29 protein-coding genes and 1 pseudogene are annotated in these 19,231 nt (G+C 63.1%); 19 read left to right on the top strand and 11 right to left on the bottom strand.

Annotated elements, in window-relative coordinates:
• Positions 1 to 175: 175 nt before the first annotated feature.
• The 9 genes from AB4Y40_RS22945 to AB4Y40_RS22905 all read right to left on the bottom strand — a co-directional run bounded on the left by AB4Y40_RS22945 (position 176) and on the right by AB4Y40_RS22905 (position 5,344).
• The gene (locus tag AB4Y40_RS22945) at positions 176 to 469 is read right to left on the bottom strand and encodes an HNH endonuclease (protein ID WP_368689710.1); all 294 of its coding nucleotides are present in this window, start codon (positions 467 to 469) and stop codon (positions 176 to 178) included.
• A gap of 198 nt (positions 470 to 667) precedes the next feature.
• Complete coding sequence (locus AB4Y40_RS22940) at positions 668 to 1,252, bottom strand: hypothetical protein (RefSeq protein ID WP_368689709.1); 585 nt, start codon at positions 1,250 to 1,252, stop codon at positions 668 to 670.
• A gap of 249 nt (positions 1,253 to 1,501) precedes the next feature.
• Positions 1,502 to 1,726 carry a hypothetical protein gene (locus AB4Y40_RS22935; protein WP_368689708.1) on the bottom strand — a complete coding sequence of 75 codons (225 nt, stop codon included), beginning with the start codon at positions 1,724 to 1,726 and terminating at the stop codon, positions 1,502 to 1,504.
• The gene (locus AB4Y40_RS22930; RefSeq protein ID WP_368689707.1) at positions 1,723 to 2,223 is read right to left on the bottom strand and encodes a hypothetical protein; all 501 of its coding nucleotides are present in this window, start codon (positions 2,221 to 2,223) and stop codon (positions 1,723 to 1,725) included. Before AB4Y40_RS22930 ends, AB4Y40_RS22935 begins: the two co-directional genes overlap by 4 nt.
• The gene (locus AB4Y40_RS22925; RefSeq protein WP_368689706.1) at positions 2,220 to 2,771 is read right to left on the bottom strand and encodes a hypothetical protein; all 552 of its coding nucleotides are present in this window, start codon (positions 2,769 to 2,771) and stop codon (positions 2,220 to 2,222) included. Before AB4Y40_RS22925 ends, AB4Y40_RS22930 begins: the two co-directional genes overlap by 4 nt.
• Positions 2,752 to 3,813 carry a hypothetical protein gene (locus AB4Y40_RS22920; RefSeq protein ID WP_368689705.1) on the bottom strand — a complete coding sequence of 354 codons (1,062 nt, stop codon included), beginning with the start codon at positions 3,811 to 3,813 and terminating at the stop codon, positions 2,752 to 2,754. Before AB4Y40_RS22920 ends, AB4Y40_RS22925 begins: the two co-directional genes overlap by 20 nt.
• Before the next feature lie 19 nt (positions 3,814 to 3,832).
• Positions 3,833 to 4,057 carry a hypothetical protein gene (locus tag AB4Y40_RS22915; RefSeq protein ID WP_368689704.1) on the bottom strand — a complete coding sequence of 75 codons (225 nt, stop codon included), beginning with the start codon at positions 4,055 to 4,057 and terminating at the stop codon, positions 3,833 to 3,835.
• A gap of 60 nt (positions 4,058 to 4,117) precedes the next feature.
• Positions 4,118 to 4,672 (bottom strand): hypothetical protein, encoded by a 555-nt coding sequence (locus tag AB4Y40_RS22910; protein WP_368689703.1) that lies wholly within the window; start codon positions 4,670 to 4,672, stop codon positions 4,118 to 4,120.
• Positions 4,673 to 5,029: 357 nt separating this feature from the next.
• Positions 5,030 to 5,344 carry a hypothetical protein gene (locus AB4Y40_RS22905; RefSeq protein ID WP_368689702.1) on the bottom strand — a complete coding sequence of 105 codons (315 nt, stop codon included), beginning with the start codon at positions 5,342 to 5,344 and terminating at the stop codon, positions 5,030 to 5,032.
• Between the two features lie 501 nt (positions 5,345 to 5,845).
• Here AB4Y40_RS22905 and AB4Y40_RS22900 point away from each other — a divergent pair.
• From AB4Y40_RS22900 to AB4Y40_RS22845, 12 genes are all read left to right on the top strand, one after another.
• The gene (locus AB4Y40_RS22900) at positions 5,846 to 6,067 is read left to right on the top strand and encodes a hypothetical protein (protein ID WP_368689701.1); all 222 of its coding nucleotides are present in this window, start codon (positions 5,846 to 5,848) and stop codon (positions 6,065 to 6,067) included.
• A complete protein-coding gene (locus AB4Y40_RS22895; protein ID WP_368689700.1) occupies positions 6,064 to 6,297 on the top strand; it encodes a DNA-directed RNA polymerase subunit alpha C-terminal domain-containing protein in 234 nt (77 codons plus the stop codon). Before AB4Y40_RS22900 ends, AB4Y40_RS22895 begins: the two co-directional genes overlap by 4 nt.
• On the top strand, positions 6,294 to 6,503 hold the full coding sequence (locus tag AB4Y40_RS22890) for a hypothetical protein (protein ID WP_368689699.1): 210 nt from the start codon (positions 6,294 to 6,296) through the stop codon (positions 6,501 to 6,503). Before AB4Y40_RS22895 ends, AB4Y40_RS22890 begins: the two co-directional genes overlap by 4 nt.
• Positions 6,500 to 6,886 (top strand): hypothetical protein, encoded by a 387-nt coding sequence (locus AB4Y40_RS22885; protein ID WP_368689698.1) that lies wholly within the window; start codon positions 6,500 to 6,502, stop codon positions 6,884 to 6,886. Before AB4Y40_RS22890 ends, AB4Y40_RS22885 begins: the two co-directional genes overlap by 4 nt.
• Positions 6,887 to 8,053: 1,167 nt before the next feature.
• Complete coding sequence (locus tag AB4Y40_RS22880) at positions 8,054 to 8,722, top strand: hypothetical protein (RefSeq protein WP_368689697.1); 669 nt, start codon at positions 8,054 to 8,056, stop codon at positions 8,720 to 8,722.
• Positions 8,719 to 9,198, top strand: coding sequence for a hypothetical protein (locus AB4Y40_RS22875; protein WP_368689696.1), 480 nt, complete (start codon positions 8,719 to 8,721; stop codon positions 9,196 to 9,198). The genes AB4Y40_RS22880 and AB4Y40_RS22875 overlap by 4 nt, the downstream gene beginning before the upstream one ends.
• Positions 9,199 to 10,031: 833 nt before the next feature.
• A complete protein-coding gene (locus AB4Y40_RS22870; RefSeq protein ID WP_368689695.1) occupies positions 10,032 to 10,943 on the top strand; it encodes a YqaJ viral recombinase family protein in 912 nt (303 codons plus the stop codon).
• Between the two features lie 83 nt (positions 10,944 to 11,026).
• Positions 11,027 to 12,004 carry a hypothetical protein gene (locus AB4Y40_RS22865; protein WP_368689694.1) on the top strand — a complete coding sequence of 326 codons (978 nt, stop codon included), beginning with the start codon at positions 11,027 to 11,029 and terminating at the stop codon, positions 12,002 to 12,004.
• 4 nt (positions 12,005 to 12,008) lie between these two features.
• Positions 12,009 to 12,230 carry a hypothetical protein gene (locus AB4Y40_RS22860; protein WP_368689693.1) on the top strand — a complete coding sequence of 74 codons (222 nt, stop codon included), beginning with the start codon at positions 12,009 to 12,011 and terminating at the stop codon, positions 12,228 to 12,230.
• Positions 12,231 to 12,248: 18 nt separating this feature from the next.
• A complete protein-coding gene (locus AB4Y40_RS22855) occupies positions 12,249 to 12,803 on the top strand; it encodes a hypothetical protein (RefSeq protein WP_368689692.1) in 555 nt (184 codons plus the stop codon).
• A gap of 3 nt (positions 12,804 to 12,806) precedes the next feature.
• Positions 12,807 to 13,277, top strand: a complete 471-nt coding sequence (locus tag AB4Y40_RS22850) for a hypothetical protein (protein WP_368689691.1) — start codon at positions 12,807 to 12,809, stop codon at positions 13,275 to 13,277.
• On the top strand, positions 13,271 to 13,756 hold the full coding sequence (locus AB4Y40_RS22845) for a hypothetical protein (RefSeq protein WP_368689690.1): 486 nt from the start codon (positions 13,271 to 13,273) through the stop codon (positions 13,754 to 13,756). Before AB4Y40_RS22850 ends, AB4Y40_RS22845 begins: the two co-directional genes overlap by 7 nt.
• 84 nt (positions 13,757 to 13,840) lie before the next feature.
• On the opposite strand, the gene AB4Y40_RS22840 is transcribed toward AB4Y40_RS22845, so the two are convergent.
• Positions 13,841 to 14,179: a hypothetical protein gene (locus AB4Y40_RS22840; RefSeq protein WP_368689689.1), complete on the bottom strand. Its 339-nt coding sequence runs from the start codon at positions 14,177 to 14,179 to the stop codon at positions 13,841 to 13,843.
• Here AB4Y40_RS22840 and AB4Y40_RS22835 point away from each other — a divergent pair.
• From AB4Y40_RS22835 to AB4Y40_RS22820, 4 genes are read left to right on the top strand one after another with little or no spacing between them, the layout of a single operon-like run.
• Entirely contained in the window at positions 14,169 to 14,402 is a 234-nt protein-coding gene (locus AB4Y40_RS22835) for a hypothetical protein (RefSeq protein ID WP_368689688.1), read from the top strand. The two genes, AB4Y40_RS22840 and AB4Y40_RS22835, sit on opposite strands and share 11 nt — an antisense overlap.
• Positions 14,402 to 14,617, top strand: a complete 216-nt coding sequence (locus AB4Y40_RS22830) for a hypothetical protein (RefSeq protein WP_368689687.1) — start codon at positions 14,402 to 14,404, stop codon at positions 14,615 to 14,617. The genes AB4Y40_RS22835 and AB4Y40_RS22830 overlap by 1 nt, the downstream gene beginning before the upstream one ends.
• A complete protein-coding gene (locus AB4Y40_RS22825; RefSeq protein WP_368689686.1) occupies positions 14,610 to 14,876 on the top strand; it encodes a hypothetical protein in 267 nt (88 codons plus the stop codon). Before AB4Y40_RS22830 ends, AB4Y40_RS22825 begins: the two co-directional genes overlap by 8 nt.
• A gap of 13 nt (positions 14,877 to 14,889) precedes the next feature.
• Positions 14,890 to 15,171 carry a hypothetical protein gene (locus AB4Y40_RS22820; RefSeq protein ID WP_368689685.1) on the top strand — a complete coding sequence of 94 codons (282 nt, stop codon included), beginning with the start codon at positions 14,890 to 14,892 and terminating at the stop codon, positions 15,169 to 15,171.
• A 48-nt stretch (positions 15,172 to 15,219) separates the two neighbouring features.
• On the opposite strand, the gene AB4Y40_RS22815 is transcribed toward AB4Y40_RS22820, so the two are convergent.
• The gene (locus tag AB4Y40_RS22815) at positions 15,220 to 16,962 is read right to left on the bottom strand and encodes a recombinase family protein (protein ID WP_368689684.1); all 1,743 of its coding nucleotides are present in this window, start codon (positions 16,960 to 16,962) and stop codon (positions 15,220 to 15,222) included.
• Between the two features lie 37 nt (positions 16,963 to 16,999).
• Between AB4Y40_RS22815 and AB4Y40_RS22810 the strand changes: the two are divergent.
• From AB4Y40_RS22810 to AB4Y40_RS22800, 3 genes and pseudogenes are all read left to right on the top strand, one after another.
• Positions 17,000 to 17,218 (top strand): annotated as a pseudogene (locus AB4Y40_RS22810) (trehalase family glycosidase); the annotation flags it as partial.
• Between the two features lie 99 nt (positions 17,219 to 17,317).
• Positions 17,318 to 18,001 carry an HAD family hydrolase gene (locus AB4Y40_RS22805; RefSeq protein ID WP_368689683.1) on the top strand — a complete coding sequence of 228 codons (684 nt, stop codon included), beginning with the start codon at positions 17,318 to 17,320 and terminating at the stop codon, positions 17,999 to 18,001.
• A gap of 252 nt (positions 18,002 to 18,253) precedes the next feature.
• Positions 18,254 to 19,168: a glycosyltransferase family 2 protein gene (locus AB4Y40_RS22800; RefSeq protein WP_368689682.1), complete on the top strand. Its 915-nt coding sequence runs from the start codon at positions 18,254 to 18,256 to the stop codon at positions 19,166 to 19,168.
• The last annotated feature ends 63 nt before the right edge of the window (positions 19,169 to 19,231 follow it).

Raw genomic sequence — 19,231 nt, 5'->3', positions numbered from 1 at the left:
CGCATCTCGCGCGAGCTTGAGCGCTTCTCGCGTCTCTGGCTCTGCGTTCCGCCCCCCCCGCCCTATCCTGCGATCTCGCAGAAAAAGGTGAGCGCGGGGTTTTCGCGGTTTGAAGTATTTTTTTAAAAATGCCCCCCGCCGAGCCGCGCCCGCCGAGGCGACCACGCGGGCCGCGTCACGCGCGCCACGGATGGGCCGGGTCGAGCGGGTTTCCGTCAGCATCGCAGCCGGTCGGGCGCGTGTGGCCGCACTCGCGGGCCGACTTGTCCGCGTGGCACTCGTGACACAGGCTCTGCAGGTTGCCGGGGTCATCGGTTCCTCCGTCTTCGAGCCGCACGATGTGATCGACTTCGGTGGCTTCCGTGACGTGACCAGCACGCAGGCACTCGGCGCACAGCGGATGCAGCCTAAGTTGTCGCGCACGAATGCGCAGCCACTTCCGACCACGGGTGCGGGGCGTGGCAGTCATGGCAGTTCACTCCGGGGAGCAGCGGTACAGGGGGGCGGGGTCAGGCCGGAAAGCTAATGGCGGCGGGCGGTACAGCCAGAAAAAGAAAAAGCCCGAACCGGTGAAGGTTCGGGCTTTCGCTTTTCTCTGGACACACTGCGGGCCTTGGTGCGCATTCTGGTACAAAAATTTTCAAACCGCAAGGTTCATTCGTCGGGCTCACCCTCGCCGTGGGCGCGGTTCGCCATGCACCACCACAGCACGCGTGCCGCCGTCGCGCTGCTGCCCGCGCTGCTCGGGTGGCGACGCCGCATGGCTTCCGCGCGGTCCTGCCTGTGTGCAGCTTCGATCCTCTGTCCGCCCGTTAGCGGTCGCGGTGTGCGTGGTGACCTGTGCGCGGTTGAGCGCGGCTTGCGGTCTGCGTACATCGCCAAGTTCCTCGCGCGACATGAGTTCGCACGCGGCGAACTGTGGCGCGAGCCACAACTTCGCGCGCCGGTAGTCGGCGTCATGTGTCTCGGGCCAGCGCGGATTGCGCCACACCTTCGCGCCCACGTGCAGGTTGTACACCTCGACATTGACGGCGAGCCGCATGCGCATGTCGAGCCGCGCGACGAGCGGGCCGACAAGCTGCGCGGTCGCTTCGAGCACGAGCCGATCAACCTCCTCGTCATCGAAGCCTGTCCACTGCCGCGAGGTCTGGTACAGCCCGCAGGTGGCGTCATCGCGACCGTAGCCCGCGACGGGTTCCCAGCCGTTGTCCCACTCGAACCAGTCAAGCAGGATGCGGTCAACCTTGTCCATGCTCAGCGATCCATGCGAGCGCAGCAGCGTGTGCGTTGCGCCATGACTGCGACGGATGTGTGTTCGTGCGCACGCCCTGCCGGTAGGCGCGACCGATCCACGCACGCAGGTTGTTCGGCAACGCAAACCAGTGCGGGCGGCAACCCCACATGTCGGCGTTGACGGTTACCTCACAGCCTGGCCAAAGGCATCGGTGCGTGTGCGTCGACGGTGGCGGCGTGAGCCTGCCGGGTCCGGGTTGATAGCCGCTCATCGCTGCGCTCCGAATTTCGGGTTCGGTGGCTGCGACGGCGCGAGCGCACTGCGTGCAACCTGTGCGATGGTCCGCAGCGACTTCGGATCGGCGCTGGTCGAGGCAATGTCCTCGATGTGATGCAGGGCATCGCGCATGCGCTCGCATTCGTGCTGCAGGTGCTGCTTCCACGCGAGCGCGTGCACAAGGTGATGCTGCTTGCTTACGGGGTCGGTGCTCATGAGTGAACCAGTGCGAAGGGGTCAAAGGATTCATCGAGCGCGAACTCCATCTGTTGCGCCTGCAACGGCTCGATGATGACGTGTGCGCGAGGGTTGTGACGGTCGATGCCGTGCAGCACGACTTTCTGCCGCACCTGCCTGTCGTTGCGATAGCAGCCACGATGCACGAGCACCTTGCGCTCACCCGTGCCGTGCTTTACCCATGCATGCCGATCCTGCAGGCAGTCGAGAATCACCGACTCGTCGAGGTCGGGCCGCTCGGTTGCGTACCAGATTCGGATAGCGACACGCACGGGGCCTTCGAGCCGCTGCCGTGCCTTCGGCGGAATCTGCTTGATGCATGCCGCCTCATAGTCGCGCGCCTTGTCTGACTTGATGCTCATCGGGCGAGTCTTGAGTTCGCCGGTTTCCTTGTCGCGTGTCGTGCGCGCCACTATCTCTCGCGAGTTCGCCTTGCTCGCAGGCTCCCCGAGTATCGTGAATTCGATGCGGGTCATTCGATCACCTCGTCATCGCAACCGGGCTCGCGCTCGTGCCCGTTGTCGTGCCTGCCGTGCGTCATGAGCCACTGCTCGATGGCCTGTTTCGCGTGCTCGACCTGTCCCGGCGTGACGTCCTCGCCAGAAGCGGCACGTTCGAGCAGCCTGTTCGCCCAGCGGATACCGGCAGCGCTCGTGCCGCGCGAATCCACGAGCACCTGCTCGGCCAGCGCCCGCACCTTCGCGAGCTGGGCCCGCGCCTCTTCGGGCGACGTGCGACGCTCGTCCGTGAGCGCGAGCGCGCGTTGCCGGTACATCGCGGACGGCGGCGCGCATAGCTCGATGAACTCGGGCAGCGTCGGCGGGCGCCTAACGTGCCAGAGCTTCGACACGCCACGCATGAGCCCTTCGCGCGTGACGTTCGCCGCACGCAGGGCCTCGGTCCATGTGTCCTGCATGTCAGCGGCATCGACGCCTTCCCACATGTCGAGGAACTGCGCGCCGTACACGTTTGCCATCTTGCGCCACAGCCACGCGCCGCGCGTCTCAGTGCCGGGTGATGTCATGGCAGTCCTCAGGCGGCACGTCAACCACGCCCTCGCTCGTCACGAGGCCGAACGCCTTCGCGGTGCGTGCGCGGCGTTCCTGCCGCGCTACGGGCCCGCTCGGCTTCACGGGCAGCGCTGGCTTGCTGTCATAGCTGATGAATTTTTCGATGTGCTGCGAGTCGCGCAGGATGAGTTCGATGGAGTTGAATGCGCGGCCAGAATGATTCGTGCCCATGTGCCACGGGTCTTTCGAGCAGCCGCGTATGGCGGTTTGCAGTTCCTCGGGCGTGAAGTCGCGCAGCGCGATACGGATTTTCCGCTCACGCTTGTCGTCGAGCCTCGAGCGCGGTGAGTGCATGACGGTTTGCCAGTAGCCGAACACCTTGCGCACTTCCGCGATGCCGACATGGCGTGCGGTGCCGTTCGCGCTGCCGTGTTCGTCGCCGAGCAGGTCACGCGCAGCGCCGTCCGCGCGAGCAGGACGTATATGTTTTAAAGACTCTTTAGAGTCTTTCTGTTCCTGTTCCTGTTCCTGTTCCTGATTACACGTAGTCTTGCCCGAAGCCTTCGGCAAAGCCTCTGGCGAGTGATTGTCGAAAACCTGAGCGAAGGCTTTCGGATACCCTTTCCCGAGCCCGCCGATAAAGGCGCGCAGCGTTTCGCGTGCTTCCCACTTGAGCGCACATTCGGGCATGAGGTCCCACTCGTTGGCCCACGACAGAACGACGTTCGGCGACTGCGGTTTGTTGTATTCGACAGCCTTCGGAATCCACACGACACAGGCATCGAGATCGACTTGCGCCATTCCTTGCTGCAAGACTTCATCGAAGGCTTTCGCGAAGTCTTCGAGGGACCAGTGAAGCTGCTCGGCCATTGCAGCGGGGCCGGTGTGAAAGAGCCCTGGAATCGGTCCCGTGTGATGTCCGGTCAGCAGGTACACCCACAGGCCCTGACCGCACGGCGGAATCGGTGACAGCCGCTTGAACTTCTCATCACCCCACATGCGCACCTGTATCGTGCGGAAGCGCGAGCGCCCCTGCCGCTCATATCGCGATGCCATGATCGTGCTCCCCGTCGTGTCATTCGTTGCACTCGCATGGCAGGGGCCGCACTGTCATCAGGTTGCGCGCATGCATCTCCTGCTCGGCGTCGGGCATGGCCGCAAGGTCGAGGGCGATCCACGGGCCGGGTCGGTTGCAACGACTTGCTGCCGCCCACTTGCGGAGCGTGCCGTTGATGACGCGTTCGAGATTTTCTGTGGAATCTGGAATAAACCTGATGGCATTACGTCGCGGGGTGCTCATCGTCCTTCTCCTGTGTGGCGCCCACCGCTGCCGCAGCGCGCGCCGTTGTGTGTGTATCCACTAGCAGCCTTCGAGCCGCTGCGGCCTGTGACGCCGAGTGTGCAGGTGCGCGAGTGCCGCGCCGCGCTGCTCGTCCGTCATGCTGACGAACGCCATACGTTTTTTTCCGGGCACCTCGCGCACAAGCGTCTCGGCCATCCTGAGCGTGATCGCGCCGTCGAGAACGGCCAGCACGATGCGCTGGTCCTCGAGAATTTTTTTTGCGCGCTGGTACGAGCGCAACGTGGCCCCGCCCGCTTCCAAGAACTCGACGAGGTGGTGTTGCTTGTGTAAACGCGCGCTGAAACCGCTGTCATAGTGGTCGAGCCATGCGGGCCGCTTGCGCACGGCGTCCACGAGACGTGCGCACACGAGCGCGCACAGCGCACGGTCGGGCGGCTCCGCGCGTGCCACCATCGCCCGTGCCAGCACGAGAGCGGGATGCTCGTGGTGCCGCGGCGACAGGTTCACGTAAGGGCACGGGATGCCGAGGCGTACCGCTTCGCTGACCCGCGCCCGACCATCGAGCACATCACCATCGGCCAGAATCACCGGCACATCGATGGCGTCCCGCACGCTGATGCCTGGGCTCGGCGGCACGAGCAGCGTGAGCGGATGCGGTTTCAGCTTGCGTAATTCAGGGCCCTCGACCGATTCAACTATTGGCGTCTCCACTTTCGGTCCTCAATAAGGAAACATGGTAAGTGGCACTAAAATCCATCTCTCAACTTTCTTATGGCCCATTGCCATTCATTCCGAACAGCATCGCTGCTCGGATAAAACGAACGGCAAAAGCTCCAGCGCTCTCTTGATGCCTCCAAGTGAGTAAAGCGTTAAAACGGAGCGCGCAAAAAGTCGCGCTGGTTCAATAACAACCAACCCGGTTTCTTTTGCTACGGAAGTTCGGTGATGTTGCCGCCGAGCTTCTGGCGATTAAAGGCCAACGTCAGCCTTTCGCCGTCGCCTGTTGGCGGCAGTGAGTTGTTTGTGCAGCAGTGCCCAGCCCCGCGCGTATTCGGGGCACAGTCGGTAAACCGATACCTGGTCATTCACAGCGTGGGCGATGAACGGCGCAACGGCCGGCGGCACGGCCACACCACGGCGCAACCACTGATCGATGCGGCCGTTCGTGCATGGCACGTACTGGTTAACCCTGCGAGCGAGTTCGCCCATCGACCCGCAGAGGTCGATGGCTTCGAGCAGGGCGGCATGCCCCTGCGCAATTTTCAGACTTCGCACCCGTGCCATCACTGGCCTCGTGTACTCCGACGAATGACAGGTTGATGAATCGTAGTCCCATGTTTCGCCGATGACAACATGTGCGAAGTGGCTCCGGGCGTGCGTTTCCGGGCAACGCCAGTGCTGGAAAGGCTTCCAGACCTTCTCAAAATATTTCGGTCTGCGCGCACCTATCATGCCCCGTCTAACCTACTTTGTAGGTGTATACCCGCATACCTCGACGAGCATTCGTGGGCGCGAAGTGGGCGCGGCGTGGGCGCGACTTGGGCGCCAAGTGGGCGCAAGTTGGGCGCTGCGTGGGCGCATTTTTGGCTGTCAGCGGCTCCTAGTCTAGTTTTGAGAACTCAGCAAAAGCACATTATGTGTATCACAGAAACCTTATTTGTCGAGTTGACAGTTAATCATTAAAGCGCGATTAACCCGACGCGCGGGCCGCTTTTCGCACTTTGCGTAATTCAAATAACCGGTTCTATCCTTCCCACAAATTCATGGGCCGGTCGGAGCGAAAAGATGAGCACGTCAATTCGGATTGAACGGGAAACCGACGAATTCGGCGCATTGCGCGTGCTCGTCATCGGCGCGGACCACGACACCGTCCTAAGCGCTGCGCTCGACGAGAAAAACGCGATGCCGGTCGAGCAGTGCCCCGAAGTGTTCGGGCCGCGCATCGACCTCGAATCGGGCGGCTTTCGCGCGCTCGTCACCACACGCCGTCAGCAGGTACGCGCATGAGCGCCGCGACCATCCGCCCCGCACAGGACATCGACGTGCTGTGCCTGCCGAAGCAGATGACGCGTCGCCTGCGCGCGCACGGCATCACCACCGTCGCCGAGCTGTGTGCGAAGCGTCCCGCAGACATTCTCGCCGTGACGTGGTTCGGGCCCGACACGGTACGCGAGATTCGCGAGGTGTTGCAGACCTACGGGCTCGACTTGCGTGACATCGATACGGAGGCAGCGTGAGCGCAAGCATTCGCGTCGAAACGTACAGCGGCAGCCGCCGCGTCATCGTGAACGGGATCACGCTCGATGAGGTACGCGCCACCGCGCAGCGGACCGTCGACGAGGCACCGCCCGAGTCGGACCCGGAGATGTTTGGCCCCGACTTCGATACACGAACAGGCAGCTATCGCGCCGTGGCGTGGCTGCGCACGAGGACTTCGATATGAACCCCAGTGTTTATCAGATAGTGGCGAAGGTGTCGCTTGAGGAAATTAAAGCACTCAATGCCGACATGGAAGACCGTGGCGTGCTGCTCGTTCCCGTCGAATACGATGAGCACGGCAACATCCTCGACGGACACCGCGAAGGCGTGATCGCAATCACAGGAGGTATAGCCATGACACTGACAGCCAAAGGTCGGGCACGCATCAAGCCGTCGAATTTTGCCTTTCCGTCGAAGCGCGCCTATCCAATCAACACGATAGCGCGAGCCCGCAATGCGCTTGCGCGTGTAGCTCAGCACGGCACGCCGAGCCAGCAGCGAACCGTACAGCGCGCGGTCGCCCGCCGTTGGCCTTCAATCGATGTGACCAAGGCAGGCAAGCGGTAGGCAATAAGAGCCCCGCAGGGGTTGGACGGTGTGGACAGGCGCTCACGCGCTGGGCCCGTTATGGCGTTCCGAGTCGTGCTACGGGCAAGACGCGTTAAGGCAGGCGCGTTCTGCTGAGCAGTCGCACCGCACGATGAGGTTAGGCCCGCTTGACTTGGCGAAACAGCGCTTGGCCCGCCATGTCAGGGCCGGGTGGTGCGTGCATGGCAGCACCGGGCTAGTCATGTCGTGACGTGTCTGTGGTTCCGGCATCGCTCGCTGCGCTTGGCATCGCTCGGTCCGGCAAGGTCACACCGTTCTTGGCGCGTCAGGGCACGCGTGGCATTGCTCGGCTTGTTCTGACGTGGCACGGCTCAGCTTGGCACGCGTGTCATCACTGCGCACGTTCAGGCCGCACATCTCCCGGTGCAGGCTCGCGCGGGTGGCATGCGATGCCGAGCCGATGCAGGGCTAGGCACGCGCGACATGGCGCGGTGGCGTCAGGCGGGGGGTGTCTCGGCATAGCGCGGCACGCATGACGTGACACGGCGAAGCGAGCACAGGCGTGGCAGCACACGCGAGGCAGCGCAACGCGCGTCCGGTCTGGGCAAACGTGACGCGGTGCGCACTGGCACGCTCGGCAGCGCTGGGCCCGGTTAGGTCGCGCCGCATTGTGCAGGGCATGAGAAGTCGAGACAGGTAGGCTAGGCGCGGCCTGGTCAGGCCTAACCGGGCGGGATGAGTCGGAGCCCGTCGAGTCGAGGCAGTTTAGGCGTCGCGGGGCGTTTCTGGTCCAGGCACGGTCAGTACCGGCGAGGCACGCAACGCAGCGCGTGAAAGTTGATGGCGCGGCATGAATTGGCGAAGCAGCCATTACGGACAAGGCCGCATGTGAAAAGGATGCATAGAAAGTAGTTAGCACTTCTGTCGAGTTGTACCCGCAGGAGGCCGCACGGCCATGTGACCTCCTGCACCCTTAACGCGTGACACTTACGGAGTTCAAAAATGGCAACGAAGAAAGCAGCACCTGAAGCAGCCGATGCGAGCATCCTCGTCCCGCTGCTCTCACAAAAGCGCATCTCGGTTGCGATCTGCGGACAGACACCTCTCATCCTCAACCGGCTCGCGGAGAAGGCACGCCAGCAGCTACTCCTGCCGAGCCTGCGAAAGAACAGCGCCGAGCGCGCCGTGACGCTCAAGCACGAGCCGATCGATGAATTCCGCTCGGCAGCATACGTGCTCGACAATCCCAGCGACACGCTGCTATGCGTGCCCGGTGGCGCAATCAAGGCCGCAATGGCCGATGCCGCGAAAGACCTTCCCGGCAAGGTCGCCGCCGCACAAATCGGTCGGCTAACCACGGTGCCGGTTGAAATGGTCGGCGTGTACGGCATCCCGAAAATTCTCATGTCGGTCGTGCGGAACAGCGATATAAACCGCACGCCTGACATCCGCAGCCGATGCATTCTCGAACGCTGGTGCCTCGTCTTTCCCGTTGCATTCATCACGCCGAACCTGAGCGACGCCGCGATTGTACGACTGCTTGCGGCGGCGGGAATGATCCGTGGCATCGGTGACTTCCGGGTGGAGAAAGGCGCGGGCTCTTACGGCCAGTTCCGCGTGTGCGACCCCGACGATGAGGAATTCGTCGAGATTCGCAAGCAGGGAGGTCGCAAGGTGCAGGAGCAGGCGATGCATGAGCCGCTTGCCTACAACGCCGAGACACAGGAACTGCTTTCGTGGTTCGGTGAAGAGGTACAGCGGCGTCGGCAGCAGGCGGCAGACACGCCGAAGAAAGGCAAGCGCGGCAAGGCCGACGCTCCTGACGAAAGCGAACTGGCGACGGAGGCGGCATGAGCACCGACCGGCAGCGCACCGTGAGCGACACGCTGCGCAAGATGCACGACAAGGCGGGCGGCGTGCTCATGCCGCGCAATGTGTGGCAGGAATCGAAGCCGGTCAAGCATCCGCTGCATCCCGAGTTCGAGTGGAACGACAGCACTGCTGCCGATCTGTACCGCGACGAGCAGGCGCGAGCGCTCATCCGCAGCGTGCGCTTTGTGAGCGAGGAACAGACCGACACGCCGACACCTGATGTCACGCCACGCGTGTATGCGCATCACCCGCTGCGCGGCGGCTATAGCTCGCTTGACACCTTGCGCGAACAACCGGAAGTGGCCCGCATGGTGATCGCAGAGGCGTTCGCCAATGCGCGCGGCCAACTCGAACGCATGCGTGAGCTTGCGGTAGAGCTTCGCATGGAGAACGACTACACAGCGCTGATGGTGCATTTGCGCGAATTCTTTAATAGCGCTCGTCGGCGCGCAGCTTGAGCAGCACGATGACCTTCGGGTCTGCGAGGTTACGGTTGAGCCCGCAGCGCTAGGCTCGGCAGCGCCGGGACCGGCGAGGTTGGTTATTGCCACGCACGCACGGCTGTCACGCTCGGTCGGGCCGGGTTCGGAATGGCAAGCTCGGGCAAGCTTAGGCATTCGTGGCGCAAGCGCTTGGGTTGGGCCGGGTGTAGCTCGGTTGATCAATGTCGAGCAAGTTTTGGCACGCGCGGTTGCGTGTGTGAGCGCGTCACTTGTCCGGGTCGGGTCGGCACGCGTAGCACGTCCGGTCGATGCATGCCATGTCCAGATCGGTCTTACGTGGCAACGCACGCTTGGCCCGGTTATGCATGGTCAGCCGGGGCACCGCTCGGCACGCGTCGCGAAGTGAGGAAAGGCGAGCCCTGCTCGCGCGAGTCTAGGTTAGGCGTGGCACGCATGGCACGAACAGACACGGCGCGGCGTGCAACGGCAAGGCTGGGCACGCTGGATCGAGGCGGGCCGCTTGCAGTCGTGGTTGGCGACGCTTGCGGTGTACCGGCGAGGCAGCGCGGAGCATGTCGAGGCACGCACGACGGCGCACGTCTAGGACCTGTCTAGGTTAGAAAAGGCACGGCCCGCAAGGCATCGCTAGAGATGACTGGACGAGTTCTGTTGAGGTAACGCAGGAAGAGGCCCGCAAGGGTTTGCGCGGATAGGAAGTGCGGATCTAGTCGGAGCAGACATCGGCTTCGGTCGGCGTGCAACGCAAGGCATGTTTAGGCCCGTTGGGGAACGGCAGGTCGGAGCGAGTGACGGTGTTGCAGGGCAGGCACCTTAGTTCGGAGTACATCATGAATGAACCACGAGCGCAGTGGCTCGAAGAAAGAAAGCGCGGCATCGGTGGGTCCGACGCTGCTGCCGCGTTAGGTCAGAGCCGACACAAGACCGCGCACCAGCTTTACTTGGAAAAGACTGGACAGATACCCGGCGATGTCATGGCGAGTCCTGATGCTGTCGAGCGCATGGAGTTCGGCAAGCTCATCGAGCAGGTCATCGCGGACATGTATGCCCGCCGCTATAACGTGCGGCTGCGAAAACATAACAGGCTCGCGGTGCATCCGCGTTTTCCGTGGATGATCGGCTCTTTTGACCGCACGGTCGATGGTCAACGCATCGGCCTCGAATGCAAAAACGTTGACTCGCTTTCGTACCGCTTCGGCGGCTGGGGCGATGAGCATTCTGACCAGGTGCCGCAAGAATACCTGCTCCAGTGTGCTCATTACTTGGCGGTCAGCGGATACGACGCGTGGGTGCTCGCTGCGTGTGTCGGCGGTAACACCCTGAAAGTTTTTCGCGTCGAGCGCGACAGTGAGCTAGTCGAGTTAATCGAGCACGGCGAAGCGGAGTTCTGGCAGCACATCGAGCGCAACGAAGCGCCGCCGCTCGACTATCAACACCCGACCGCAATTCCCCTGCTCAAGCGACTGTTTCCCGGTAGCAGCGGCGAAACGGTCCGGCTGCCCGCCGAAGCCGAGGCGATGCACTATGCGCGGCTCGATTTCACCGAACAGGCCGAACTGATGAGCAAGGGCGCGGACGCGGCGAAGGCCCGCATCCTGCACATGATGGGTGAGGCAGCGGTCGGCCTGTTGCCGAACGGCGGCGGCTACACGAGAAAGGTCATCAAGCGCGACGGCTACACCGTCGAGCCGAGCACCTATGTCGATTTTCGTTTCTCAGCACGTAAAGGAGAAAAGACATGAATGATTTTAGTGATCCCGAGTTGACGCCGCAGAAGCGCGAAGTGGTTGACACGGCAGCGGCGCGTGCGGATCAGGCTCGCGAGATGTTCGAACTGCGGGTCGTTTACATGACGGCTGCCGAGCACCCGCGCGACGAGGTGCGTGCCGTTGACCTCATCGAGAATGCGTTCACGCGTCTCGGGCTCGCAGAGAAAGCACAGTACGCGTACTCGCGCGGCGTCACCGATATTCGAGGCCCGAGCATCAAAGCGATGGAGCGTATCGCAGCCATCTGGGGAAACATCGACGCGGCATGGCGTGAGCGCTCGCGCGGTGTCGATGCGCGCGGCGTTGCCTACTCGGAAGTCGAAGCCGTAGCCGTTGACCTTCAGACCCGCACGCGCAAGCGCATTGCCTTCATGGTGCCGCACTGGCGCGACACCCGTGAGGGCGGCTATCCGCTGCGCGATGAGCGCGACGTCTACGAGCTTTGCGCGTCGGCCGCGCAACGTCGTGTGCGCGCATGCCTTGAGGCAGTCATTCCGAGCGACGTTGTGGAAGTCGCTATGGTGCAGGCCGACAAGACTCTGAAGGCGAAAGCCGACACCAGCCCCGAAGCGATGGAAAAAATGGTTGTCGCCTTCGCCGAGTTCGGCGTGACGAAAGCTCAAATCGAGAAGCGCATCCAGCGGCACCTCAACGCGATTGCCCCCGCACAGGTGGTCGGCCTGAAGCGCATCTATGCATCGTTGCGCGACGGCATGAGCGATGCCAGCGAATGGTTCGAGGCTGGCAGTGGCGATGCGGCAGGCAAACCGGCTGACGGCGGCGCCAACGCGCCGAAAGGCGGCGGCACAGCTGCGGTCAAGACACGCATGAAGGCAGGCGCGAAAAAGAAAGCTGCCGACGCCGCGGCGTCGAATGCCGTGACCTATGCGGAAGTTACCGACATGCTCAACAAGGCGCGCAGCCTTGACGAGGTGAATGACGCGGGCGACTTCATCAAGCACGTTGCGGACGCGAAGCAACGCGCCGAGCTTGAGCAGGCATTCAAGGCACGCGCCGCCGAATTCGAGGAGTGACGCCATGCTCACAATCGAGGAACGCTGGACGAATTACCGGCTGCGCCGCATCGATCACGGCACCCCACCCGAGCGCCTGCAAGAACTGCGCACTGCCTATTACGCGGGGTTCCGGGGAATGCTTGACGCGACACGCGAACTGTCCGAACTCGATGAGTATGTCGCGCGGTCCCTGCTCGAACGCCTGCACATCGAGTCGCGGCGGTTCGGCAAGGGCATCAGGTGAAACGAAAGGAGAATGGCAATGCTGGAACTCAAGCGGCACCCCGTCAAGATTGCGCACCTTAACCTGCGCACCGAGAAGCACGGCGACGAGGACGTAAACGCGCTCGACATCAAGATTACCTTCGATCTGCCGAACATGCGGCTAAACGATATCGCGGCGGGCCTGCGCGAGTCGCTGTATGAAGCGTCGAGCGACCCCGACCTGCTCGGCCCCGATGGCGATCACCTCACGCACCTGCGTTATCCGCAGCTAGGCAAGGAAGGCAAGTTCCCGTGGATAGCCGAGTGGTCATCGGTCGGCTTCCACCTGCACACCGGCAACGGACGCGGCAAAGGTGACCTGTTATGGGTTGAATCGACGTTCGGCCAACTGGTTGTGCAGCCGAAGGAAGGTGGCACCTGCTCATGCGTCGCGCGTGCCCAGGTGCTACCTACGCCTGACGAAACGGCGAAGCTCGCAAGCCTGCTCAAGCACGACGTACCTGCAAGCACTGACATGTCGAAGGCGGTGACCACCGACCCGAAGAATGCGCGCAAGCAGGCAGCGCGCGACGATGAGGACGATGAGGACTAGGCCATGAGACTCACGACAAGAATGCTCCCCGAGCTTGACGGGCAGGACGTATTTGACATCGCCGCGTGGCACCTGCTGCGGCAGCACGGTCAGGCGATTGCACCGGGCACATCAAAATGCATGTACCGCGCGCCTGACGGCAAGCGCTGCGCGGTCGGGTGGCTCATGCCCGATGATGTGTATTCGCGGTCGCTCGAATTTTTCAGCGTGCGTGACCTTGCCTCGATGATGCTCGACTCGACGCGCCACGAGTACCACGCCTTCGCGGCGTTTCTCATACGCCACATGGTGCTGCTCAGTGACCTGCAACACATGCACGACTCGAACCCGCCCGCGCAGTGGCCCGCGCGCCTGCGCGGCATCGCGCACCAGAACGGCCTGAATGCGCGAGTGGTCGATCAGGGCCTGCACGAGTATGACCCGGCGCGGCTTGGGTCGCTCGATGACATTGCGCTCGGAGAACCGGCATGGTGACCTATCCGACCATCGACGAGCTTGTGACGTGGAAGCGGCAGCGCGTATTCGATCACGTTGCAGCACACCTGCTCGAACAGGGCGAGCGCAGCACGAAAGGCCCGACGCGTAATTGCATGTACCGCGATGGGCGCGGCCACGCGTGCGCGGTCGGCGCGGTAGTGCCCGAGTCGGTGTATGACCCGGCGATGGAAGGCAAAGGCATCACGGCGCTCGAATGGTTTTTCGCCGCGCCGCAGTTTAGCTCGCGCTGCTACACGCAGTTCCGCAAGTTCCTGTACCTGCACGCTGCCCTGCTCATCCGCCTGCTGCAGATTCATGACGAGGTGAAGCCGCTGCAGTGGCCCGAAGCGCTCATCGACCTTGCCGAAAGCATGATGCTCGAAACGCGGGTTGTGTATGCGTACAAGGTGCGAGTCAATCAGGCATCGCATGACATGCCCGAACCACTCAAGGAGGTTGCCGATGTCCTCACATAGTCGCAGGGCGCACGAGAAGTTCTCGGTGCCTGACGTTGAAGGGGAACCCTATGCCACTGATTCGAGGTTATTCGAAGCGCAGCATCAGCCGGAATATCGCGACGGAGATGCGGGCAGGACGGCCGCAGAAGGCCGCCGTCGCCGTCGCGCTCGACATCGCGCGGCGCGCCGCAGTTCGGGCAGGTAAGCCGTCCAAGGCTCCGCATCGCGCTCGTCGAGGTCGGTGAGCGATACAGGTGAGGCAATGCAATGGAGCGCAGCAGCCGTTTCTATCGATGTGTCAATTGCGGTGAGCCATTCAGTGACCTGAATGTCTTCACGTTCGCAGGCGAAGTCGAAGCGATAGTCCACGGCACTTGCGAGATATGCGCCGACGCACTGGCCGACGCGATGGCAATTGTGAGGGATGGCGATGAGCAGCACGACAATCAAGACAACGATGGGCCCGGTGGCTGAGCTTGACCTGTCGGGGCCGCGACCGCTTGTGCTCGTCGATGGTGAGCCGCTTCAGGGTGTCGCGTCGGCGCGTGTGGAAGTGAACCCCGACAACGTGCCTGTGCTCGTGCTGCGCGTCATCCGGTTTGAGGTCAAGGGCGGAAGTTTGCCACACGGCATCCCGCTCTATGCGCGAAGGAGGAACGAGTGATGAAACTTCGCTATTGTTTCGTGGCGCTGCTGCTGCTCGCGTCATGCGATGCACTCAACCCCGGCCACGTCGAGAGTGCACGGCAGGCACTCGCCACGTTCTGCAGGCTGCACAAGGCCGAGATATTCAATGTGCTGCTCACGCCGAAGCAGGTCGAGGCCGGCAATACGGTCTGTGGAGCGATCGGCATGACGCTCGGGGCCGAGAATGACTGATGGTGACTATGACCCCGACGATGACTTTTTCGCACCGCCCGAGCCACGCCTGCTGCGGTGGCGCGTGTGGCTTCACAGCGCGCCCGGTATGTGGGCCACCTACGATGGGTTTGTGGACATCCACGCACCGCGTAACTCGACGCGGCAGGAGCTATTCGTCGCGGCAGTCCGCGAGCTTGCACGCACGAGCTTTTCGGACAGGCCTACGCTCGACTCGTGGCGGCTTGACAGCCTAGAATGCATCGAGCAGCAGGTGTAACAGGAGAATCACGATGAGTACCACCGCTGATGCACCGAACCCGGAAAATGCGCCGGTCCTCAGGCACTCGACCGTGACGGCGTTGATGTGGGAGCGCTTCACGATCACGGGCGACGATGGCAGGCCCGCGACACTTGCGATTCTCGACGAGGACGGCCACGTGCTCGACGCGGGCCCACAGGTCGCACACGAGCTATGGGAACTGGCGGTGCTCGCATATCGCCAGTATCTCGTCGGCGAAGGTCTGCTCCGCATTTACTCGACACCCGAAGGTCTGCTACAGGACCACGACTAAAAAAAGGCGACCCGTCGAGAGTCGCCTTTCTGCATCGAGCGCGTGTGCTTACCTTGTGCGCGGCTTGCGCTCCGCATGCTTGCCTGTTGCCACTTTCTCACTGCTCGGCACCTTCGTTGCTTCGATCAGTTCGCCAGTTCGCCGGTCGAGATCGAATCCCATCACGACGCCTCGTTTCGATGTCACGCGCACATGCATATTTTTGCCGTCGCACTCAAGGCCCTTTGCGAAAACGTCAATACGCTCGAAAGTCTCCCGGACCAGCCGACGTGCGTTCATCCTGGCATCGTAGTCAAGAACCTGTACGCCAGAAATAAGTTGGGTCCATTCCTCTGCGGGTGCTGGCCGCGACGTTGAACTGATGGATAGCTCCCGCTCCAGTTTCGTAATCGCCTGCGTAAGCGTGCGCCGGTTCGCTTCCAGTTCGCGTACGACTTCGCGGAACATGGAAGGCATACCATCCCCGTTAAGCATCTCGTCCTTGATGCCTTGGAGTTTCAGTTCTGTCTTGGCCAGCGCCGCCCGTTTCGCGGAGAGTTGCCTCATGAGCGGGTTCGACTTGTCGTTACCGCTGAAAAGATGATCAAGGTTCATCTGGTTTGCACAAAACCTCATAACCGCCAGTTCAATCGGAACGGCCGTACAACTGGCTCCGCCGCGACACTCTTGTGCCCGAAGCGAATACGAACCGCAACGCAGACGGCGAAAATTCCTGTGCTTGGTGCCGTCTGCCATCGTTGTCGTTAGTGTCTGACCGGACATGAATTCGCCGCAGTACCCACAACGGCATAACTTCAGACCCGTGAGCACCGCAGGTACTTCTCCTTTGCCTTTGCGGACCCGCTTGCCGACGAGTAGCTGGAGCGCTTCAAACTCGGGCTCGTCCATCAGCGGCGGATAGTATCCCTTGAGCGTATATTCCTTGCCGTCAGCGACCACCACCTTGTCGCCCTTCAGCGCCGGGTAGGTAATGAGCTTATGGATTCTGATGGTCGGGCGGTTGTCACTGATAGACATGCCTTCGGCGTTAAGCCGTCTCGTGATCTCGACGGAGCCGAAACCAGCCTTATAGAGTTCGATGACTCTCAGCATCGTTTCTGCTTTTTCCTTCACAAGTTCAAGGCGCTTTGTTTCTTCGCTGTATAGAACCCAGATGGGATCGGTGCCTTTGACTACTTTGCCCTGCGCGTCGATTCGTCGGGGTGAGCCGACCAGGCCGCGATACTCGCCTTTGATCCAGCGCTCACACTTCGACCTGTACGACTTCCGCACGCGGTCGCTCTTGGTGCTACTTTCCTCGTGTGCACGCATTGCCGTACCGAGCGCCATGAAAAGAATGCCGGGGTTCTGTTTTACCGTGTCGCGGTTGTACTCAGTCGGGGTGTCGCCAGTCGTGACAATAGTGATGCCCGACATGACGATACTGGTTAGCAGGTTCTGCGCGATGATCGGCTCGGCGCGTGAGAGTCGGTCAAGCGACTCGACGATGAGCACCGAGCCTTGAGGGACCAGCCCCTGTTCGACTGCTTCGAGAAATACGCCGAGCGCGCCGCGCTTGATGTGGGTGCCCTTGAATGCCGACAAACCCTCGTCGCGCATCGTAAGGGATTCGTCAAGTTCGAAGCCGCGTTTGGCCGCCCATTCCCTTGCGTACTCCGACTGTCGTGCAATTGAGTTGCCTTTCGCCTGTTGGGGGGAGCTAAACCGGAGGTAGCTGTAAACCCTCGGCGGCTGCGGCGCTAGCTCAATTGTGTTGTGGTTGCGGGGTTGCTTTCGCGCTTTGACTAACATGGTCATCCTGCCCAAATAAGGCGGTTCGTTACTAGAGTATAGACATCGGGAATTAACGAGCAAGCTCGTCGAGAAGTACGACGTGAGCGCGTCGGCCACCAAGGCCTCGTCGGCGGGCGGCGGCGAATATCCGCTGCAGGACGGCTTTGGATGGACCAACGGCGTGCTGCGCGTGCTGCTGCAGCTGTATCCGCAGACGGGCGCCGCGCAAGGCGCACCGGCGGCGTCCGACGCGTCTGCGGCCAGCGCGCCCTGAGGCGACGCCGCGCGCCCTCCGCGGCGCACGCCGTCGCCGCGCGGCGTACACTTTTTGCGCCACCACCGCGTAATCGTCGTGTAGCAACAGGAGCCCCCCATGCGCAACGAAACGGCCTTTTTGTTCGACCTCGACGGCACGCTCGTCGACAGCGTGTATCAGCATGTGCTCGCATGGAAGGAAGCGCTCGACGCGGACGGCATCGAGCTTTCGGTGTGGCGCATTCACCGTCGCATCGGCATGAGCGGCGGCCTCTTCATGAACCAGCTGCTGCGCGAGACCCACGAGGCCCACGAGTCGATCGCGCCCGAGCGCATCGCGCGCTTGCAAAAACTACACGCCGACGCCTACCGCCGCCACGCCGACAAGGTGCGTCCGCTGCCCGGCGCTCGCGCGCTGCTCGACGCGCTCAGCGCCGCACAGGTGCCCTGGGCGATCGCCACGAGCGGGCGGCTCGCCACGGCGTCCGTGAACTTGCAGGCGCTCGGCGTGGACCCGTCCGTCACGACCGTGGTCACGCGTGACGAAGTGCGCCACGCCAAGCCCGACCCGGATCTTTTCGTCGCCGCGGCGCTGCGGCTGAACGTGCCGATCGAGCGCTGCCTCGTGGTGGGCGACAGCGTCTGGGACATGCTCGCGGCCCAGCGCTGCCGCGCGCTCGGCATCGGCCTGCAGTCGGGCGGCTACGGCACCGAGGAACTGCAACGCGCGGGCGCGCTGCGCGTGTACGAAGATCCCGCCGACCTGCTCGGCCACCTCGACGAAGTCTGCGCGCGCGATTGAGCGGCGGATCGAGCCGCGAATCGGGTTGATCGCGCGCGCCGCCGCACGCGGCGCGAAAATTGCGCAGTTCCCGGCTGTGCAGTGCAGCACCGCCGCTGTGCCGCCCCGCCACTGGCGCACGCCATGTACTGCATGTCGCGCGCCATCGGCGTATGCTGACATAGGTCAATTCGACAACTCACCGGCCGGCTCCCGCCGCCTGCTGCGATGAACGACTCCGCCCCTGCCCCCGGAACCCCCAGCGCGCCACGCGTGACGGTGGTCGTCCTCACGCGCAATCACGTGCGTCAAATCATCGATACCGTCGCGCGCCTCACCGCCCTTCCCGAACACCCCGACGTCATCGTGGCCGACAACGGCTCCACCGATTCCACCGTCTCCCTGCTGGCGTCGCTCTTTCCGCAAGTGCGCATCGTCCAGTCGCTGGGCGACCACGGCATGGCCGGTTTCAATCGCGCCGTGCTGCTCGCGCGCACCGACTATGTAGCGTGCTGCGACGACAGCACCTGGTTCGCGCCCGGCGGGCTCGCACGCGCGGCGCAGCTGCTCGACGCCCACACGCAGGTGGCCGTGCTCAACGCGCGCGTGGTGAGCGGCGACGAGCGCGAAATTCACCCCGCCTGCCTGATGCTCGCCGCCACATCGCCGGGCGCGGAAGGCGAGGCCGGGCCGGGGCTCGCGAACTTCATGGCCGGCGCGTGCATTTTCCGCGCAGCCGTGTTCCGCGCGCTCGGCGGCTACGAGGAGCGGCTTTCGCACGGCGGCGCCGAGGAGCTGGCCGCGCTCGACATGCTGTCGGCCGGCCACCAGATCGTTTATTGCGAGCAGGCGCTCGCGCATCGCGAGCCGCTTTACCGCTGGTTCACGCGCGCGCAGCAATGCGCGCACGCGCGCAACACCGCCTGGGTGGCATGGATGCGCCTGCCCGCGCGCGATGCGATCGCGGCGACCGGCCGTGCGCTCGCCGTGTTCGCCCGCCAGCGCTCGCTCGGGCCCGCGGGCGTGGCGCTGCTGCGCGGCGCGTTCTGGACCTTGCGCGCGCGCCGCGTGGTGCCGCCCCACGTCGTACTGCTCACCCGCCAGGTACGCCGCGCGGAACGCCACGTGCGCGCAGGCATTCCGGCAATGGCCGAAAAGTACGACCGCTCGGGGCAGCGCGCGTGGTAAGCTGCGGCGCCCGCTGCGCGCGGGACGTCCATTCAAGAGGCCAGAGCCTGTCAAACTTGTGAA

The organism is Paraburkholderia sp. EG287B (genome assembly GCF_040965595.1).
Taxonomy (GTDB): Bacteria; Pseudomonadota; Gammaproteobacteria; order Burkholderiales; family Burkholderiaceae; genus Paraburkholderia.
Note: the sequence above shows the minus strand (reverse complement) of the source record. Positions and strands in the feature narration are given on the sequence as shown.